General features: G+C 42.9%; 16 protein-coding genes. 11 read left to right on the top strand and 5 right to left on the bottom strand.

Going from position 1 to position 15,850, the window contains the following annotated elements; translation table 11 throughout:
- The first annotated feature begins 104 nt into the window (after positions 1-104).
- From ACTNBR_RS07390 to ACTNBR_RS07410, 5 genes are all read left to right on the top strand, one after another.
- Complete coding sequence (locus tag ACTNBR_RS07390; RefSeq protein WP_441017949.1) at positions 105-2,405, top strand: transglutaminase domain-containing protein; 2,301 nt, start codon at positions 105-107, stop codon at positions 2,403-2,405.
- Between the two features lie 175 nt (positions 2,406-2,580).
- Entirely contained in the window at positions 2,581-3,462 is an 882-nt protein-coding gene (locus ACTNBR_RS07395; protein ID WP_441017947.1) for an LPXTG cell wall anchor domain-containing protein, read from the top strand.
- 230 nt (positions 3,463-3,692) lie between these two features.
- The gene (locus tag ACTNBR_RS07400; protein WP_441017945.1) at positions 3,693-3,881 is read left to right on the top strand and encodes a hypothetical protein; all 189 of its coding nucleotides are present in this window, start codon (positions 3,693-3,695) and stop codon (positions 3,879-3,881) included.
- A gap of 34 nt (positions 3,882-3,915) precedes the next feature.
- Positions 3,916-4,188, top strand: a complete 273-nt coding sequence (locus tag ACTNBR_RS07405; protein ID WP_441042689.1) for a glycoside hydrolase family 2 protein — start codon at positions 3,916-3,918, stop codon at positions 4,186-4,188.
- A gap of 33 nt (positions 4,189-4,221) precedes the next feature.
- Complete coding sequence (locus ACTNBR_RS07410; protein WP_441018001.1) at positions 4,222-4,485, top strand: Fic family protein; 264 nt, start codon at positions 4,222-4,224, stop codon at positions 4,483-4,485.
- A 95-nt stretch (positions 4,486-4,580) separates the two neighbouring features.
- On the opposite strand, the gene ACTNBR_RS07415 is transcribed toward ACTNBR_RS07410, so the two are convergent.
- Entirely contained in the window at positions 4,581-6,800 is a 2,220-nt protein-coding gene (locus tag ACTNBR_RS07415; RefSeq protein WP_441017941.1) for a glycoside hydrolase family 2 protein, read from the bottom strand.
- A 12-nt stretch (positions 6,801-6,812) separates the two neighbouring features.
- Positions 6,813-8,210, bottom strand: a complete 1,398-nt coding sequence (locus tag ACTNBR_RS07420) for an MFS transporter (protein WP_441017939.1) — start codon at positions 8,208-8,210, stop codon at positions 6,813-6,815.
- A 174-nt stretch (positions 8,211-8,384) separates the two neighbouring features.
- On the opposite strand from ACTNBR_RS07420, the gene ACTNBR_RS07425 reads away from it, so the two are divergent.
- From ACTNBR_RS07425 to ACTNBR_RS07435, 3 genes are all read left to right on the top strand, one after another.
- Positions 8,385-9,614: a helix-turn-helix domain-containing protein gene (locus ACTNBR_RS07425; RefSeq protein ID WP_441017937.1), complete on the top strand. Its 1,230-nt coding sequence runs from the start codon at positions 8,385-8,387 to the stop codon at positions 9,612-9,614.
- A 114-nt stretch (positions 9,615-9,728) separates the two neighbouring features.
- Entirely contained in the window at positions 9,729-10,460 is a 732-nt protein-coding gene (locus ACTNBR_RS07430; protein ID WP_427820560.1) for a DUF554 domain-containing protein, read from the top strand.
- 24 nt (positions 10,461-10,484) lie between these two features.
- On the top strand, positions 10,485-11,024 hold the full coding sequence (locus ACTNBR_RS07435; RefSeq protein ID WP_427805989.1) for a Uma2 family endonuclease: 540 nt from the start codon (positions 10,485-10,487) through the stop codon (positions 11,022-11,024).
- Positions 11,025-11,121: 97 nt separating this feature from the next.
- Here ACTNBR_RS07435 and ACTNBR_RS07440 read toward each other — a convergent pair whose 3' ends face one another.
- Positions 11,122-12,492 carry an NAD(P)/FAD-dependent oxidoreductase gene (locus tag ACTNBR_RS07440; RefSeq protein ID WP_427805988.1) on the bottom strand — a complete coding sequence of 457 codons (1,371 nt, stop codon included), beginning with the start codon at positions 12,490-12,492 and terminating at the stop codon, positions 11,122-11,124.
- Positions 12,493-12,833: 341 nt separating this feature from the next.
- On the opposite strand from ACTNBR_RS07440, the gene ACTNBR_RS07445 reads away from it, so the two are divergent.
- The 3 genes from ACTNBR_RS07445 (at position 12,834) to ACTNBR_RS07455 (ending at position 14,909) form a co-directional block, all read left to right on the top strand.
- Positions 12,834-13,358: a nitroreductase family protein gene (locus tag ACTNBR_RS07445; protein ID WP_427805987.1), complete on the top strand. Its 525-nt coding sequence runs from the start codon at positions 12,834-12,836 to the stop codon at positions 13,356-13,358.
- A gap of 343 nt (positions 13,359-13,701) precedes the next feature.
- The gene (locus ACTNBR_RS07450) at positions 13,702-14,733 is read left to right on the top strand and encodes a 3-isopropylmalate dehydrogenase (protein WP_441017935.1); all 1,032 of its coding nucleotides are present in this window, start codon (positions 13,702-13,704) and stop codon (positions 14,731-14,733) included.
- Positions 14,730-14,909 (top strand): hypothetical protein, encoded by a 180-nt coding sequence (locus ACTNBR_RS07455; protein ID WP_427820565.1) that lies wholly within the window; start codon positions 14,730-14,732, stop codon positions 14,907-14,909. Before ACTNBR_RS07450 ends, ACTNBR_RS07455 begins: the two co-directional genes overlap by 4 nt.
- 101 nt (positions 14,910-15,010) lie before the next feature.
- Here ACTNBR_RS07455 and ACTNBR_RS07460 read toward each other — a convergent pair whose 3' ends face one another.
- Both ACTNBR_RS07460 and ACTNBR_RS07465 read right to left on the bottom strand, forming a co-directional pair.
- Positions 15,011-15,415 (bottom strand): HI0074 family nucleotidyltransferase substrate-binding subunit, encoded by a 405-nt coding sequence (locus ACTNBR_RS07460; protein ID WP_427820566.1) that lies wholly within the window; start codon positions 15,413-15,415, stop codon positions 15,011-15,013.
- Positions 15,402-15,713 (bottom strand): nucleotidyltransferase family protein, encoded by a 312-nt coding sequence (locus tag ACTNBR_RS07465; RefSeq protein WP_427805984.1) that lies wholly within the window; start codon positions 15,711-15,713, stop codon positions 15,402-15,404. The genes ACTNBR_RS07460 and ACTNBR_RS07465 overlap by 14 nt, the downstream gene beginning before the upstream one ends.
- Between the last annotated feature and the right edge of the window lie 137 nt (positions 15,714-15,850).

A 15,850-nucleotide genomic window follows, 5' to 3' on the forward strand; every position in this document is an offset into this window, starting at 1 on the left:
TGAAACGGCAGTCCTTTTTTGCCGAGAAAAGTTTCAGAAGCATTTGTTATATCTGACATGAGATGTATAATAGAAATATCTTAATTAATGAGGAGCGTGAATAAATGAAAACGAGAACAAAACGATTTTCTGCATGGGTTTTAGTGGTTGCGTTGCTTTTTTCACAGGGAATCAGTGCATTGGCAAAAGGGAATACTTATGAGTCTGAATCTATAACAGAGGATACCTACAGTACTTCTTTATATGTGGGAAAACTAAAAGAAACAAAGCGGAAATGTTCTGACCAGACGCGAGGAGTCTCAGCGTATTCGAACGTCCATTTTTCTGAGTCTGAGGAAGAGTGTGTAAATGCAATTCGTACACATATGAAAAATCGTGAGGGAACATTTGAAATCTATTACAGAGTCCCTGAATTTAAAGATGGGCTTGCAATCGGGCTTGCAAAACAAGCGTTGGAACATACGGGTGTCCCAAATGAAGGGGATTATTTATTGTGGCAATTTGAAGGGATTGAAGCAAGTGTTGCCTATTATATAGATGATGATGATATGTGCTGTATGGAGATTACATACACATGTACGTATTTTACAAATGCCGAACAAGAAAAAGCGGTTGATAACAAACTGGAAGAAGTATTTGATGAATTGGACGTGGATGATCAAAACGATTATCAGAAGATTAAAGCTGTATACAATTACATCTGCACACATACCAAATATGATAAAGAGAATCTTAATAATGATGAGTATATGCTGAAATATACAGCTTACGCAGCATTGATCGATGGGAAGGCAGTATGTCAGGGATACGCGGCATTATTCTATCGAATGATGTTGGAGCTGGGTGTGGATACTCGACTGATACCCGGTACAGGCAAATCAGAACCACATGGTTGGAATATTGTAGAGCTAGACAATATTTACTATAATGTAGATGCTACATGGGATGCCGGAAAAGAGAAATATGAGTATTTCCTTAAAGGAGATGCCGATTTTGCAGATCACACTCGTGACGAAGATTATACATCGGCTGATTTTTACAAAGCGTATCCGATGGCGGAGGAGGACTTTCAACTGCCTGAAGTATGCAGGACCGGCGAACATGACTATGTCCCTATTTTTGGGTGGAAAGAAATCCTGGACGAAGAAGGAAATGTAACTGGTTTTTCAGAGGTGACAGGTGAAGTGTCATGTAAACTTTGTGGAGAAAGACACAAAAATCTGGAAACGACTTTTGAAAAGGATACAACAAACAGTGTTGAACCGACTTGTACGGAGGCTGGTGAGGCTGTTTATATTGCAACAATTACTTATAATGGAAAGGAGTATGCTGGAAAGAATAGTGTACTCCTTAAAGCAACCGGACATGATTTCGGTGACTGGGAAACAGTAAAAAATGCGACGAAAGAGGAAGAAGGCCTCCAAAAGAGAACGTGCAGTAAGTGTCAATCGGAAGAAGAAAAGGTTATTCCTAAAGAGCCTACAGTACAATATCAGACTCATGTGCAGACTTATGGCTGGCAGGATTGGGTTTGTGATGGTGATATGAGCGGAACGTCCGGAGAATCCAAGCGCTTGGAGGGGATTCGGATTCAGCTGTATAAGCCGGAATATGATGGAAGCATTAAGTATAGAACTCATGTGCAGACTTATGGCTGGATGGCATGGACAAGTGACGGGGAAATAAATGGAACATCTGGAGAATCCAAGCGCTTGGAAGCAATTCAGATTAAGCTTACCGGTGAAATGGCGGAACATTATGATATCTATTATCGTGTCCATGCACAGAAATATGGATGGCTTGACTGGGCTAAAAATGGTGAATATGGCGGAACCGCAGGCCTTTCCAAGCGCTTGGAAGGAATCGAGATCGTGATGGTAAAAAAAGACGGTGAAGCGCCTGGGGCGACTGATAAAGCATATATCACGTCTACCGGACTCGGTAATAAGAATTATGTTACTTACAGAACTCATGTGCAGACTTATGGCTGGCAGGATTGGGTGTATGACGGTGTCGCCAGCGGAACATCCGGAGAATCTAAACGTTTGGAAGGAATTCAGGTGAATCTTGTAGATCCGGAAGCCGCAGGAAGTATTCGGTACAGAACCCATGTGCAGACTTATGGTTGGCAAGATTGGGTAGCAGATAGTGAAATAAGCGGAACTTCCGGGGAATCAAGAAGACTCGAAGCTATTCAGATTGAATTGACTGGAGAAATGGCTGAAAAATACGATGTTTATTATCGCGTTCATGCCCAGACATTTGGGTGGCTGGATTGGGCTTCCAATGGTGAAAAAGCGGGAACGGCTGGATATTCTAAACGTTTGGAAGCTATTGAAATTGTATTGGTGGAAAAAAATGGAGAAGCACCAGGCAATACTGATAATCCATTCAAACAAAAATAGAAAGTAACAAATAATATAGTTTCTTTTATGGCTTACAAACTGTGATTGTTTACAAAAATTTACAAAAGAGGAAAAAGAAGTTGAAAAAGCGATTGTATTGTGTTACGATATAGTAAAACTTGAATATTAAAGGCATCATTGCGTCCGATTAGGGGAGAAAGAAGGAGGATTTTATATGAGAAAAAAATTGGTCAGCCTTTTGCTGACAAGTTGTCTCGCAATCGGTCTGATTTCAACGACTGCACTTGCAAAGGATGAGACGCTTTCAAAAACAGTAACTACATACCGGGCAAATCTGTATGGCGGAAGCTATGAAACAACTGTGAATGTTAATGTAACGGATATTCCGGAAGATGGCACATTAGAAGGAAAAACAGTAGATGATTTATTATATGCTACTGAGTCTGTACAGTATACAGATGCTATTACCGGAAGATACAGCATTTCATTAGTTCCGAAGTGCCCATGCCAGACAATTACATCTGTTACTTCAAGCATTGGAGATCTTGCACTTGCAGGAGAGCGTTATTATTTTATCAATACTTGCCAGCAGGAAGTACTCAAAAAAGTTGATACGGTCACAGTTACAATGAAACACACATGTATCTACGGAGACCCAATCATTACTGAACCGACTGAAACAGAGCCGGGATCTATTGTAAAGATTTGCATTTGCTGCGGCCACAAAGAAGTTGAAGTGCTTGACCCGACCGGCCCGACCGATCCGGTCGACCCGGTAGATCCAGTTGATCCGGTCGACCCAGTAGATCCGGTCGACCCAGTTGATCCGGTTGATCCGGTTGATCCGGTTGATCCGGTTGATCCGGTAGATCCAGTTACACCGGTAGATCCTGCTAAACCGGCAGATAACAATAATCAGAACAAACCGGCAACTACAGATAAAACAAACGTAAAGACTAAAGTAGATAATACAGCTAAAAAAGCACCGAAGACTGGTGATGAAAGCAACGTAGCTCTTTGGGTTACTACAATTGCTCTTGCAGGAGTATTGGGTACAGGCGTTGTTATTTATGATAAAAAGAGAAAACATAATTAATCATTGAGATGATGAAACCCCACAGTGGATAGCACTGTGGGGGATTTTTTTGGCAAAAATGATATTGTTTTTAATCAGAAATATGTTTTTAACTGCATCCGTGTCTGGGACTCTGGTGTGGGAATAATGAGATCGAATCTGCGTGGGATCACTGGGCAGAGTTCCAGAGGGAAACAAAGCAACTGAAAGCCGACTATGTTAAGCTGTTTGAATATGTAGTTCCCCGGATTATGAAACAATATGCCGGAGATACCTTTTACTGGCCGGTTGCCTCCTGGTCTTCCATCGATTATTTTGGAAGGTGGAAGGCACTTCAATACATGGCACGCCGCTTCTTCGCGCCGATGATGGCAAGTTTTGTAAAAGAAGAAAAAATTCTAAGCCTGTTTGTGGAAAATGAGACGGCATTTCCGGTTTGAGGACGGAAATGTAGTAAAACAGGTGGAGACACTTTTGCCATATAAATATCTGGATTTGAAAAAGCCGGAGATTGAGGTGCAGGTGCAGGAAAAAGAGGATGCGTATATTTTGCAGGTGACAAGTGATGTATTTGCACCGTTTGTAGAGCTGGACTTTGAGGATGCGGATGCGATATTCAGTGACAATTATTTTCATTTGACAGGTGAGATGCGTGAGGTGGTGCTTCGGAAGAAGGATGTTCGAAATGGGAATTTCACGGATGCTATGGAACTGCAAGAAAGGTTGAGGGTGCGGAGTCTTATATAGGTTCGGAAATATAATGATTGTGTATTTTCCTATCTGCATCTACGTTTTGAGGAGATCCATCCCTTTGCCGATGGCAACGGGCGTGTGGGAAGAACGCTTCTGAATTATTATCTTATGACTCATGATTATCCGCCACTGATTCTTCACAGTGAAGATAAGAGGACATATTACATGGCGTTGGCTGTTTACGATAAAACGAGGAAGATATCCGGTTTTATTGAGTTCCTAAAAGAGCAGATGGTGAAGACGTGGGAGAAAAAGAAGAGGATGCCGGTAAAGTTGAATATGTTTTTGTGATGAGGTATGAAATTTGACCGATCTTGTTCTGCCTGATTTTGCAAAAAACGCGCCGTGACAGGAAATACAATCTTGTCACGGCACGTTTTGAATTCTTATTTCTTAATCTGATTCAACTGTTCATTTAAAGCCAGAAGCTGTTCTTTCGTCACGGTCAGGCCGGTCATTCCTGCCATGCTGATCATTCGAAGAAGGGTAAAGCTTCCGAGCATCTGCATAGTAGCTTCATTAAGCATGGAAGCTGCCTGCTGCCCGCCTGCCATCTGTTCCATCATAGCGGCAAAGAGCGCTTTTCCGCCTTCGGTTTTCAGAATATCCTCCAGTTTATCATTCAGTGAGAGATATCCCTCCGGTGCAGTAATATCGAACCAGTTCAGGATGGCCCCCTTTTCTTTCAGACGGTAGTCTTCATTGAATACTTCCACCTTGCGAAGGAAACTTTCATCTTTACATTCCCCTGCAATCGCCGTCAGCGTTGTTTCGCCGTTATTCGGAACTTCAAAATAGAAGAAATGTTCCGGTGAAGTCTGCTTTCCAAGGCTGACTCCGTTTGCAAACAGTTCGACTTCCGGCTGGTTGGAGTAGACGGTTACCTTTGTCACATCTTCTACACGGTCCACATATCTCTTGCCGCAGATGTGAACGAAAGGATCCTCGGATAACCATGCCTTGTAAGCGTAGAAGGAATCCTTTTTATATTTGCGGTCAAAAGTGATAAGGCCTTTGTGGTTCTGTCCGTTTTCACCGCCTTCGTTGCGGGAATCTGCTCCGAAGTCAAACATATTCCATACGTGGGTTGCCCACAGATATTTTCTGGTGTAAAGCTGTTTGATCAGTTCTTCATGGTAATATGCCTGATATTCTTCTGTGTAATCCCCCTGATCCGGATTGGAAGTATGCCAGTTCAGTGCTTCGCAGCCGTACTCGCTGCAGCCGATCGGAATGTTCGGATGTCTTTCGTGGAAGTTATCGAACCACGGCCCGTTCATGGAAGTATTTCCGCCGTACCATCCGAAATAGTGGTTGTAGGATACTACGTCCGGGATCTGGATGTACGGATCGTCTATGCTGCAGGTGGAAAGACATGCGATGGTAGTCAGGCGTGTCTTGTCCATTTCGTGAACCAGCTCGTTCAGGATCCGGTGATTTTCCAGAAGATCCTCATCGGACTCGCCGCCCATAGTGATCTCATTGGACAGTCCCCACACAAAGATGGACGGATGATTGTAATTCTGTACGATCAGTTCCTTCATCTGGGAAATGGTGTTCTCGCGTCCTTTCGGCATGTGGGTGGAGATGTACGGAATCTCTGCCCATACGACCATTCCCCTCTCGTCACAGAGATCGTAGAAATACTGGTCATGCTGGTAGTGAGCTAGACGGATGGTGGTCGCTCCGAGTTCGCAGATCAGATCCATATCCTCTTCGTGATGCTCCGGAAGCAGGGCGTTTCCGATTCCCCATCGGTCCTGATGGCGGGATACGCCGCGCAGTGGATATTCCTTGCCATTTAAAATGAATCCGTTTTCCGGATCGATCCGGAAGGTTCTGCATCCAAAACGTGCGGAAACATTGTCAAGATCCGTTCCGTTTTCTTCCAGCACAGCTTCTGCCGTATAGAGATACGGGTCTTTTCTTCCGTTCCACAAATGTACGTTTTCCAGCGTAAATGAAACGGCAGTATCGGCGCATGTTGTCTCGGCAACGACATTTCCCTCTGCGTCTTTTATCGTATAGCGGATCTGCTGGGCATCTGTTTTATTTGTCACGAATACTTCTACATTTACATTTGCAGATGTTCCTGTAACCTCCGGTGTTACCTGGATGCCGGGGCCGCCGAAGTAATCCAGATCAAAATGGGAACTGCTTACGGCAAGGATATTGACATTCCGATACAGGCCGCCGTAGAATGTGAAGTCCGCGTGCTGTGGATAGACGGTGTCATTTACACTGTTATCGACTTCGATTACGATCAGGTTTTTGGCTTTCAGAGCGTCCGTGATGTTGACTCTCCAGGTGGAGTATCCGCCGTCGTGACTTGCCAGCTTCCTGCCGTTCACATAGACGGAAGCAGAAGAGTTGGCTCCGCAGAGTTCCAGATAATACAGGTCTGCTTCCGGAAGTTCTGATTTTTCAAGTTCTTTTGCGTAAAATGCGGTTCCGCGATACAGGTCATTTCCGCCGTCCTGGCCGTCGATCGCGTTCCAGGTGTGCGGGAGATTGACCCAGTACCAGCGCTCGGGCATCCGTTCCGGTACGCTGTCTGCCTCTTTGGAAAATGCCCATTTGGTATTAAAATTCAGAATCTGTCTCATGTTATATTCCTCCTAATTGGCGCTTTGTTTCGCCTTTAGAATCTCGATGTTTTCCAGTACTTTTTTCTTGCCCAGCGGATAGATGAAGATCAGGCTGAGTCCTACAATTAAGTATAATACAGCAGGAATCAAGGTTGCAATATTGTAAATACCCTGTACAACAGCTTCGGTCTGCACTTGGGCCGCAGAATCGAATCCGATCCATCCGAGAGCCCATCCTCCAAGCCCTCCGGCAACGGCCTGTCCCAGCTTACGCGCAAAGGAATATACCGCATAAACGGTTCCGTCCTCGCGGCTTCCGGTGCGGATTTCCTGGTCGTCGATGATGTCGGTGATGAAGGCCCACATGATCAGGTTGAACACACCGAATCCAAGGAAACCGATGACATTGATGATAATGTAAGTCCACATGGACTTGGTTCGCATAATAAACAGCAGGAAACAGGCAATCGCGCCGCTGAGACTTCCGAAGATTCCAAGTTCTTTCTTCCCGAACTTACGGCTGAGCGGGACAGCGACCGGTGCCAGAATGATACCGGGCAGCATGCTGACTGCATTCATGACCATCACGCCGCTCTTGTCCTTGAAGTAATCGATGAACAGGTACTGGTTGATGGACTGATTCAGGATCTGGGCAGCAAGGATACAGATGGAAGCGACGACGATGCCGATCAGTGCCCGATTGGTGACAAGAGTTCTTACTGTTTCAAGAAATCCGACTTGTTTCACATTCTCTGCTGGAGCAGCTTTTACACGCTCGGTTGTCATAAAATAACAGACGAGGTAGCTGGCAATAGAAAGGATAGAAAATACAAGGGCAACGATCGGGAAAAGTTCGCCTTTCACAATCTGATTGCCGGCAGTGTCAGAAGCGTACAAAATGGCCGGAGCGCCGATACCCACCGCAATATTTGCGACAACAGAACCAAGGCTTCGGAATGTAGAAAGCGCTGCACGGTCATCTGCTTCCGGACTGATCAGAGAAGCCATGGAACCGTAAGGAATATTGATCGCGGTGTAAAAAATGCTGCCCCAGAGAAGGTAGGTGGCAAACATATAGACGATGCGCAGCGTCATCGGCGCGTTGGCCATGGAAGTCTGATACATCAGGAAACTGGCAAGTGCCACCGGTCCGCACATACGGCGCAGCCATGGTTTGAATTTCCCGTCTTTTGCAGGCTTTGCCTTGTCGGCAATACGTCCCATCGTTACGTCGGTAAATGCATCAACGACCCTTGCTACAACAAACAGGGTTCCTACAAGCCCCGGGCTGATTCCAAGTACTTTTGTGTAGAACACCATCAAAAATACACTGGCAAATGTGAATGTGAAGTCGTTACCGAGGTTACCGATCAGGTAGCCGACCTTGTCCCGCCAGCCAAAGGGACGAATCTGTTTTTCTTTGCTCATTCGTTTTCTCTCCTTTGTTTAAAGATTTATTTGTAATGCTTATCCTAAAGGATATCCGAAATTCCAGTGAGTAATATTTTTGCTGAATTTGTAATATTTTTATATTATGTTGAAAAATAATAAAATATATACAATAATTGGAATGTAAGACAAAATATGGAAGGAAGAATGAGAATGAAATACGATGCTACTCTAAAATTTTTTACAGATATCATGGAAAATATGCAGCTTGAAGTCAGGATTTTCAAAAAGCCGTATGGGGAAGTGGAAGAAATGGCAGGCGGAATACGCAAAATTGTGTTTCAGCTGATCGATTATGAAAAATATGTGTATCGTTTTTTCTCTTCCTGCAAGCCAAACACGATTTACAAAGTGTTTGATGAATTTCTGTTTAATTTTATCATCATGCTGCTTCCGGACACCGAAGTGCCGTCTTATATGGTCATCGGACCTTATACGATGAACCCGTGGACCGAAGATGCAATCTTAAATAAAGCGCAGGAATTTCATGTTTCATCCAGTCTCTATCCGGCATTTAAGGACTGTTATGAATCTGTTCCGATCGTGGTGGATTCCAGCACGCTTTTTATGTTGGTAAATGTGTTTGCGGAAAATATCTGGGGATCCAGGGATGCATTTACAATGCAGGAGTTAATCGGAGGAGCGGAGATCCTTCCTGATGCCGGGAAGAGGGAGAAGGTTTTCATAGCTCCGGATGAACTGCAGATGAAAATGAAGAATCTGGAAGAAAAATATCTGTCAGAAAATGAAATGCTTCAGGCAGTTGCAAAAGGACAGCTCCATAAGATCGAGATGTATCTTGGCCGGATCAACCTGCAGACGGTAGAACAGCGGGTGGCGGACCGGACACGAAATGCCAAGAATTATGCGATCATCACAAACACGCTCTTGAGAAAAACGGTGGAAAATTGCGCGGTACATCCATTCCATATCGACAAAGTCTCAGCGGAGTTCGCAAAGAAAATCGAACTTCAGACTTCCGAAAAAGGGGTGACTTTGCTGATGAAAGAGATGGTGAGAAAATATACACTTCTTGTAAAGAATCATTCTCTTCGGGGATATTCTCCTGTTATAAGAAGGGTGATGATCAATATTGATTCCGATCTGGCCGCGGACTTAAGCCTCAGCAGGCAGGCACGGCTTCTGGAAGTGAATCCCAGTTATCTGTCAACCCTGTTTAAGAAAGAGACCGGTCTCACCCTGACAGAATACGTGACAAGAAAGAGGATTGACCAGGCAATCTTTCTGCTTAACTCTACCAATATGCAGATTCAGACGGTGGCGGCGTATTGCGGAATTCCGGATCTTTGTTACTTTACGAAAACATTCAAAAAGCTTGTCGGAATGACTCCTACGGAGTACAGAGGGTATGTGATGCGATAGGAAAATGATTCTGGATATGATTGCTTGATCTGATTACTTGATTTGAAAAGAAAGGTTTGTTATCATGAATTTAGAGTTGCATATTCAGTGTGGAAACAGGAAGGAGGAACGTATATGCCAATCGGAATTATTGCCAATTCACTTTCTGTGATCGTTGGCGGTATTGTGGGGATGATAGCGGGAAACAGACTCTCAGCTGATTTCAAAGAAAAGTTAAATATGATCTTCGGCATTTGCGCTATGGGGATGGGCATCAGCTCAATTGCACTGATGGAGAACATGCCCGCAGTTATTTTTGCAGTGATTTTTGGAACATCGTTCGGATTGCTCATACATCTTGGAGAGAAGATTAACAAAGCGTCAAAAGGAATGGAAACGATCATCGGAAAGTTTATGAAATCCGGAAATCATGGGTTATCGGAAAAGGAATTTGAAGATACGCTTGTCACGGTAATCGTTTTGTTCTGCGCCAGCGGAACCGGTATATATGGTTCCATTATTTCAGGTATGAACGGCGATCACAGCATTTTGATAGCAAAATCGATTTTGGATTTTTTCACGGCTTTGATTTTTGCCTGCATTCTGGGAGGCGTGGTGGCCGTTATTGCAATTCCGCAGTTTCTCATTTTCTTTTTGATATTTTTGTTGGCAGGGATCATCTATCCACTGACGACGCCTGCAATGATCAATGATTTCAAGGCCTGCGGCGGATTCCTTCTTCTTGCTACAGGTTTTCGTATGATTAAAGTGAAAATGTTTCCGACAGCGGATATGATACCTGCGATGATACTTGTTATGCCCTGCAGTTGGATATGGGTTACATATATTATGCCGTTTGTCAGTTGATGGCATGGAAAGTGAGGATATGGTATGGCGTTAGCGAGTGAAAAGATCTATACGATTGAAGATATTTACAATTTACCGGAAGGGCAGAGGGCGGAATTGATTGATGGGCAGATTTATATGATGGCGCCTCCGAATAGACAACATCAGGAAATAGTCGGGGAACTATACAGAGAAATTTCAAATTATATACGTTCCAATCATGGATCATGTAAGCCATATATTGCGCCGTTTGCCGTATTTTTGAATGAAAATGATAAAAATTATGTTGAGCCGGATATTGCTGTTATCTGTGATAGAAATAAATTGAACGAAAAAGGCTGCCTGGGAGCACCGGACTGGATTATCGAAGTTGTTTCGCAAGGGAGCCAGCGTATGGATTATATGATAAAATTGTTCAAGTATCGAACGGCTGGGGTCAGGGAATATTGGATCGTTGATAGACAGAGAAACAGAATTACGGTGTACAATTTCCAGAACGATGACGTAAAAGAATTTTCTTTCTCGGATATGGTGAAGGCTGGAATATTTGAAGATTTTGAAATGGATTTTTCGAATGTTATTTGAAATTATCAAATAGGTAAGAAAAAGGGATGCTGCTTTGGGTGAAATGCATCCCTTTTTGATTGTGGTTTTTATTGAAGTTGCTATAAGTTTTTGCTTTTTAAGCCGTTCCCGTAATATGCCTTGCCACATGCACCCCGCTTGCGGATGCGTGGGACAGGGAATGGGTCACACCGCTTCCGTCACCGATCACATACAGTCCTTTGTATGGCGTTTCCAGGTTTTCGTCAATATCCACTTCCATGTTATAAAACTTAACTTCTACGCCGTAGAGAAGGGTATCATCATTCGCGGTACCCGGTGCAATCTTATCCAGAGCATAGATCATCTCGATGATTCCGTCAAGGATTCGTTTCGGCAGTACCAGACTCAAATCTCCCGGAGTTGCGGCGAGTGTCGGGCGCACCAGTCCTTCTTCGATTCGTTTCTCATTGCTTCGTCTTCCTCGGATCAGATCCCCGAAACGCTGTACGATCACGCCGCCGCCCAACATATTTGACAGACGGGCAATACTTTCTCCGTATCCGTTGCTGTCTTTAAATGGCTCAGAGAAATGCTTGGAAACAAGCAGGGCGAAGTTTGTGTTCTCTGTCTGCTTTGCGGGATCTTCATAACTGTGTCCGTTTACGGTCACGATTCCTTTTGTATTTTCATTTACGACGATTCCGTTCGGATTCATGCAGAAGGTACGGACATTGTCCTCGAATTTCTCAGTGCGGTATACGATCTTGCTTTCGTAGAGTTCGTCGGTCAGGTGAGAGAAGATTTCAGCCGGAATTTCCACACGCACACCGATATCAACGCGGTTGGAGCTGGTCGGTATTTTCATTTCGCGACAGACTTTTTCCATCCATTTGCTACCGCTTCTACCTACGGATACAATACATTTTTCGCAGTCGTCAAACTGTTCGCCGCAGTATACGCGATAACCTCCGTCTGCCATCTCAAGGCGGTCAACCTGATAATTGAAGCGGAATTCAACCTTATCTTTCAGTTCAGCGTAAAGGTTTTCCAGAACCACATAATTGATGTCGGTTCCCAGATGACGGACAGAAGCATTCAGAAGATTCAGTTTGTTCTGCATGCAGAGCTTTTTGAATCGGGTTCCGGCTGTGGAGTACATACGCGTTCCCTCTCCGCCGTGTGTTACGTTGATTTCATCTACATATTCCATCAACTCGATTGCCTTTTTGCGCCCGATATGTTCGTAGAGTGTACCGCCAAAATCATTGGTAATATTGTATTTTCCATCAGAAAATGCACCTGCACCGCCAAAACCGCTCATGATTGCACACGTTTTGCAGTTTATGCAGGATTTTACTTTTTCGCCGTCGATTGGGCAGCGCCGTTTTTCGAGCGGGTTGCCCAGCTCAAATACGGCAATCTTTAAATCGGCATTCTGCTTTACTAATTCATATGCAGAAAAAATTCCCCCCGGTCCTGCGCCGATAATAATAATGTCATATTTCATAATGATCTCCTTTCGTCATGTGGTCTGTACAACATTTACAGAAGACACTTTTTTATAGGATATGCAGTTTCCCTAATAACATAAGGAACTCGCAGTCTTATTTTGGGGACAAGAATACGAGTTCCGATGTAGTCACTTCTTAACATTTCCTATTTGTCGTATATGTTTTTCTGCTCTTATCATAGCACAATTTATAGAGCGATTCCAGAGAGAAGTTTACACCATCGAAACGATATTGTAAATTGACAATTTGGAAATAAGAAAATAAAATTAAAGGAGAGAATTGCTGCAAACTATCTTAAAATAGCAAGATTAGAAGATAAGAAGAGAGGTAGAAGACGATGGAATTACTGGAACTTATGAGAACAAGACGCAGTGTCAGAAGCTACAAAGACGATGCAGTGTCAGAGGAAGATATCACAAAAATCTTACAGGCAGGTATGCTTTCCGCATCCGGTAAAGCGATCCGTCCATGGGATTTTATCGTAGTTGAAGATAAAGTAGTTCTTCAGAAAATGGCCGGATGCCGTGCAGGCTCTGTTAAAATGCTGAAAGAAGCAGCTTGCGCGATCGTTGTTGTCGGGAACGGTGATGCTTCTGATGTATGGATTGAGGACTGTTCAGCAGTCATGAGCAACATGCACTTGATGGCACATGCCCTCGGACTTGGAAGCTGTTGGGTACAGGGAAGACTCCGTAAAGCAGATGACGGAAGAGATACAGAAGAGTATGTAAGAGATATTCTCGGCTATCCGGAGAATTATAAACTCCTTGCAATCCTGACGGTAGGAGTACCGAACGAAGAAAAAGCAGCATATGAGCTGGATAAACTTCCGGTGGAGAAGATCCACAGAGAAAAATTCTAGAGAGAATATTTGGTAGATGACTTTTCAGAAGATGAGAAGAGTTTCATGAAAGTGAAGGTCTTCTCATCTTTTTTGCCATGCATACGCTAAAATGTGGTGGTAGACTGTTTTAAACGTCGAATTTTATCGAAATATCACTTTATTTATCGATTGGCAAAAGGCTATTGACATCGGTCGTTCTATTTTTTATATTGAATGTAATCAAAAAATCAGGAAAGCATTATTTTAGAGAGTGACATTGCGGAGAAACCAGTATAAAACACAAGAAAGTTTGCAATGAAAGTAACTAATTGTTTTTATTGCGCACGAAAAAAATAGTGTAATATACTGAAAGGAGAAATGGATGCAGGAAGTAAAACTGCAATGGCATTCAGCGTTTACCTCTGCGCTAAGAATTGAACTTGAGGAAAATGTGGATAATCTGCTAATAGAAGAGGAACACCTCCTGGGAAAGAAACCGATGCAGATAGATGTTCTGATTGTCAAAAAGGATGTCGGAATTCGTATTCGTAAGAATATTGGACGAATATTCAGGAAGCACAATATAATTGAATATAAATCGCCGGAAGACTATCTCAGTATTAACGATTTCTATAATGTATTTGGGTATGCCTGTCGTTATCAGGCAGATACGGATAAAGTAATGGAAATAGATCCGGAAGAAATTACAATTACATTTGTTGCCCATTCCTATCCAGGGAAGATGTTAGAACATCTGAAGAAAGTATGGCATATGCACATAGTAAAAAAGGAGGGCGGAATATATTATCTGACAGGAGCAGCGTTCCCGATTCAATTAGTGGTGACAAAGGAATTGTCCGATACAAATAATTTCTGGTTGAAAAGTATAAGGAACGATTATAAAGAAAAAGAAGAATTCATGGAGCTGCTTGACCGGTATGAGATGAAGAAGGAATCGGTTTATTATCAGGCTGTGATGGATATTATTCTTCGGGCAAACAGAAAAGTGATCGAGGAGGAACGGAAAGTTATGTGTGATGCGTTAAGAGAATTGTATGAAGAATGGTTTGCGGATGAATTGGAAATGAAGAGAAAAGCAGCAGTGGCTGAGGGACTTAAACAGGGACTTAAACAGGGAATTGAGCAGGGAATTGAGCAGGGAATTGAGCAGGGAATTGAGCAGGGAATCGAGCAGGGAATCGAGCAGGGAATCGAGCAAGGAATCGAGCAAGGTGCAGAACTAAGCTTACTTGAATTGATAGCTAAAAAGCTTAAAAAACATAAATCTCCGGAACAGATCGCAGAGGATTTGGAGGAAGATGTATCGGTCATTGAAAGAATTTGTAATGTAATGAAGGACTTCGCGCCGGAATATGATACGATTTCAATTTACAAACATATGCAGAAGATGTGAAATATAACAAGGGAATGCCGCTATATGCGGTGTTCCCTTTGTTATATCGTGAGGATGTACTCTCTGAGGCATGGAAACGAGTAAAAGCTAACAAAGGTTCCAGTGGTGTGGATGGTATCGAAATCGAGGATATTGAAACGATGGGAATCGAGAAATATCTAACAGAACCTCACTAACCAAAGAAATTCCATAAAGTAAAAATGAAGAAAGTATCAGCCAAAACTTCCACGGTCCTGCATGGGACAAGTGGAATCTTGGGCGTCCCTTCCCCATCTGTCTAAATCGCTTCTAAAACATTCTCATATTTTTCCATAATATGTTCTTTCAAGGATATAAATGCAGGTATATAACTTTCTATAATAATCTGGACCAGGTTTCTGGCGGCTTCGCCATTATAAATATGTGTCATATCGTTACGTGACTTCAGCATAGAAAGCCATATGTCTTCATCAAGAAAATCATATATGGAATAAGCCGCCTTGATAATTTCCCTGGGTGAACCAGTGAGTGCAATGCTTTTCCCTTCATATCTCAACAGTTCTTTCAGAACTTTCCAACCCAGTTCAAATTGAATAAAGAATTTATCAATGATACCACTGATGATAAATTCATTTGTCAGGTCTTCATTCTGAGCTTTGGAAAGAATATTAAGGTTGGAAATAAAATTATCAAATTTTTTCATAAATAATCCTCCCTTCCTTTTCAATAGAATTTAGTAGTTTTTTGTCGACAGATTTATCTAGATCGACTACATCAAAATCCAACAGTGTCGAAGTCTCCTCCCTTGCTGCAAGTGTAAAACCTATAACATTTCCGCCGTGCACTGCAAGGTCAATGTCACTTGCGCGGTAAAAATCTCCACGTGCTCTGGAACCAAATAAGATGACTTGTTTTATTTGGTATTTTTGTGCAAAATTTATGATTTCTTCTAAAACAACCGGCTTTATACCTGTCTTGCCTATTTCTTTTAGATATTCCATAAAGGCTCCTCTTAATCATCATTTTTGGTAACTATTCAGAACCACCCTTATTCAAAGATGAAATCAGGGTGGCCTGAGATCGCATTTTTGATTGCTTCGTAAGCATTGTATCCCTGCTTATGTGCCGTACCAACGTA

Source organism: Bariatricus sp. HCP28S3_F11, assembly GCF_052065395.1.
GTDB lineage: Bacteria > Bacillota > Clostridia > Lachnospirales > Lachnospiraceae > Allocoprococcus.

Bases quoted from the DNA above. Each gene is read 5' to 3' on its own strand.
- ACTNBR_RS07390 (WP_441017949.1), top strand. From the start codon at position 105: ATGAAAACGAGAACAAAACGATTTTCTGCATGGGTTTTAGTGGTTGCG.
- ACTNBR_RS07395 (WP_441017947.1), top strand. From the start codon at position 2,581: ATGAGAAAAAAATTGGTCAGCCTTTTGCTGACAAGTTGTCTCGCAATC.
- ACTNBR_RS07400 (WP_441017945.1), top strand. From the start codon at position 3,693: ATGAAACAATATGCCGGAGATACCTTTTACTGGCCGGTTGCCTCCTGG.
- ACTNBR_RS07415 (WP_441017941.1), bottom strand. From the start codon at position 6,800: ATGAGACAGATTCTGAATTTTAATACCAAATGGGCATTTTCCAAAGAG.
- ACTNBR_RS07420 (WP_441017939.1), bottom strand. From the start codon at position 8,210: ATGAGCAAAGAAAAACAGATTCGTCCCTTTGGCTGGCGGGACAAGGTC.
- ACTNBR_RS07425 (WP_441017937.1), top strand. From the start codon at position 8,385: ATGAAATACGATGCTACTCTAAAATTTTTTACAGATATCATGGAAAAT.
- ACTNBR_RS07430 (WP_427820560.1), top strand. From the start codon at position 9,729: ATGCCAATCGGAATTATTGCCAATTCACTTTCTGTGATCGTTGGCGGT.
- ACTNBR_RS07435 (WP_427805989.1), top strand. From the start codon at position 10,485: ATGGCGTTAGCGAGTGAAAAGATCTATACGATTGAAGATATTTACAAT.
- ACTNBR_RS07440 (WP_427805988.1), bottom strand. From the start codon at position 12,492: ATGAAATATGACATTATTATTATCGGCGCAGGACCGGGGGGAATTTTT.
- ACTNBR_RS07445 (WP_427805987.1), top strand. From the start codon at position 12,834: ATGGAATTACTGGAACTTATGAGAACAAGACGCAGTGTCAGAAGCTAC.
- ACTNBR_RS07450 (WP_441017935.1), top strand. From the start codon at position 13,702: ATGCAGGAAGTAAAACTGCAATGGCATTCAGCGTTTACCTCTGCGCTA.
- ACTNBR_RS07460 (WP_427820566.1), bottom strand. From the start codon at position 15,415: ATGAAAAAATTTGATAATTTTATTTCCAACCTTAATATTCTTTCCAAA.
- ACTNBR_RS07465 (WP_427805984.1), bottom strand. From the start codon at position 15,713: ATGGAATATCTAAAAGAAATAGGCAAGACAGGTATAAAGCCGGTTGTT.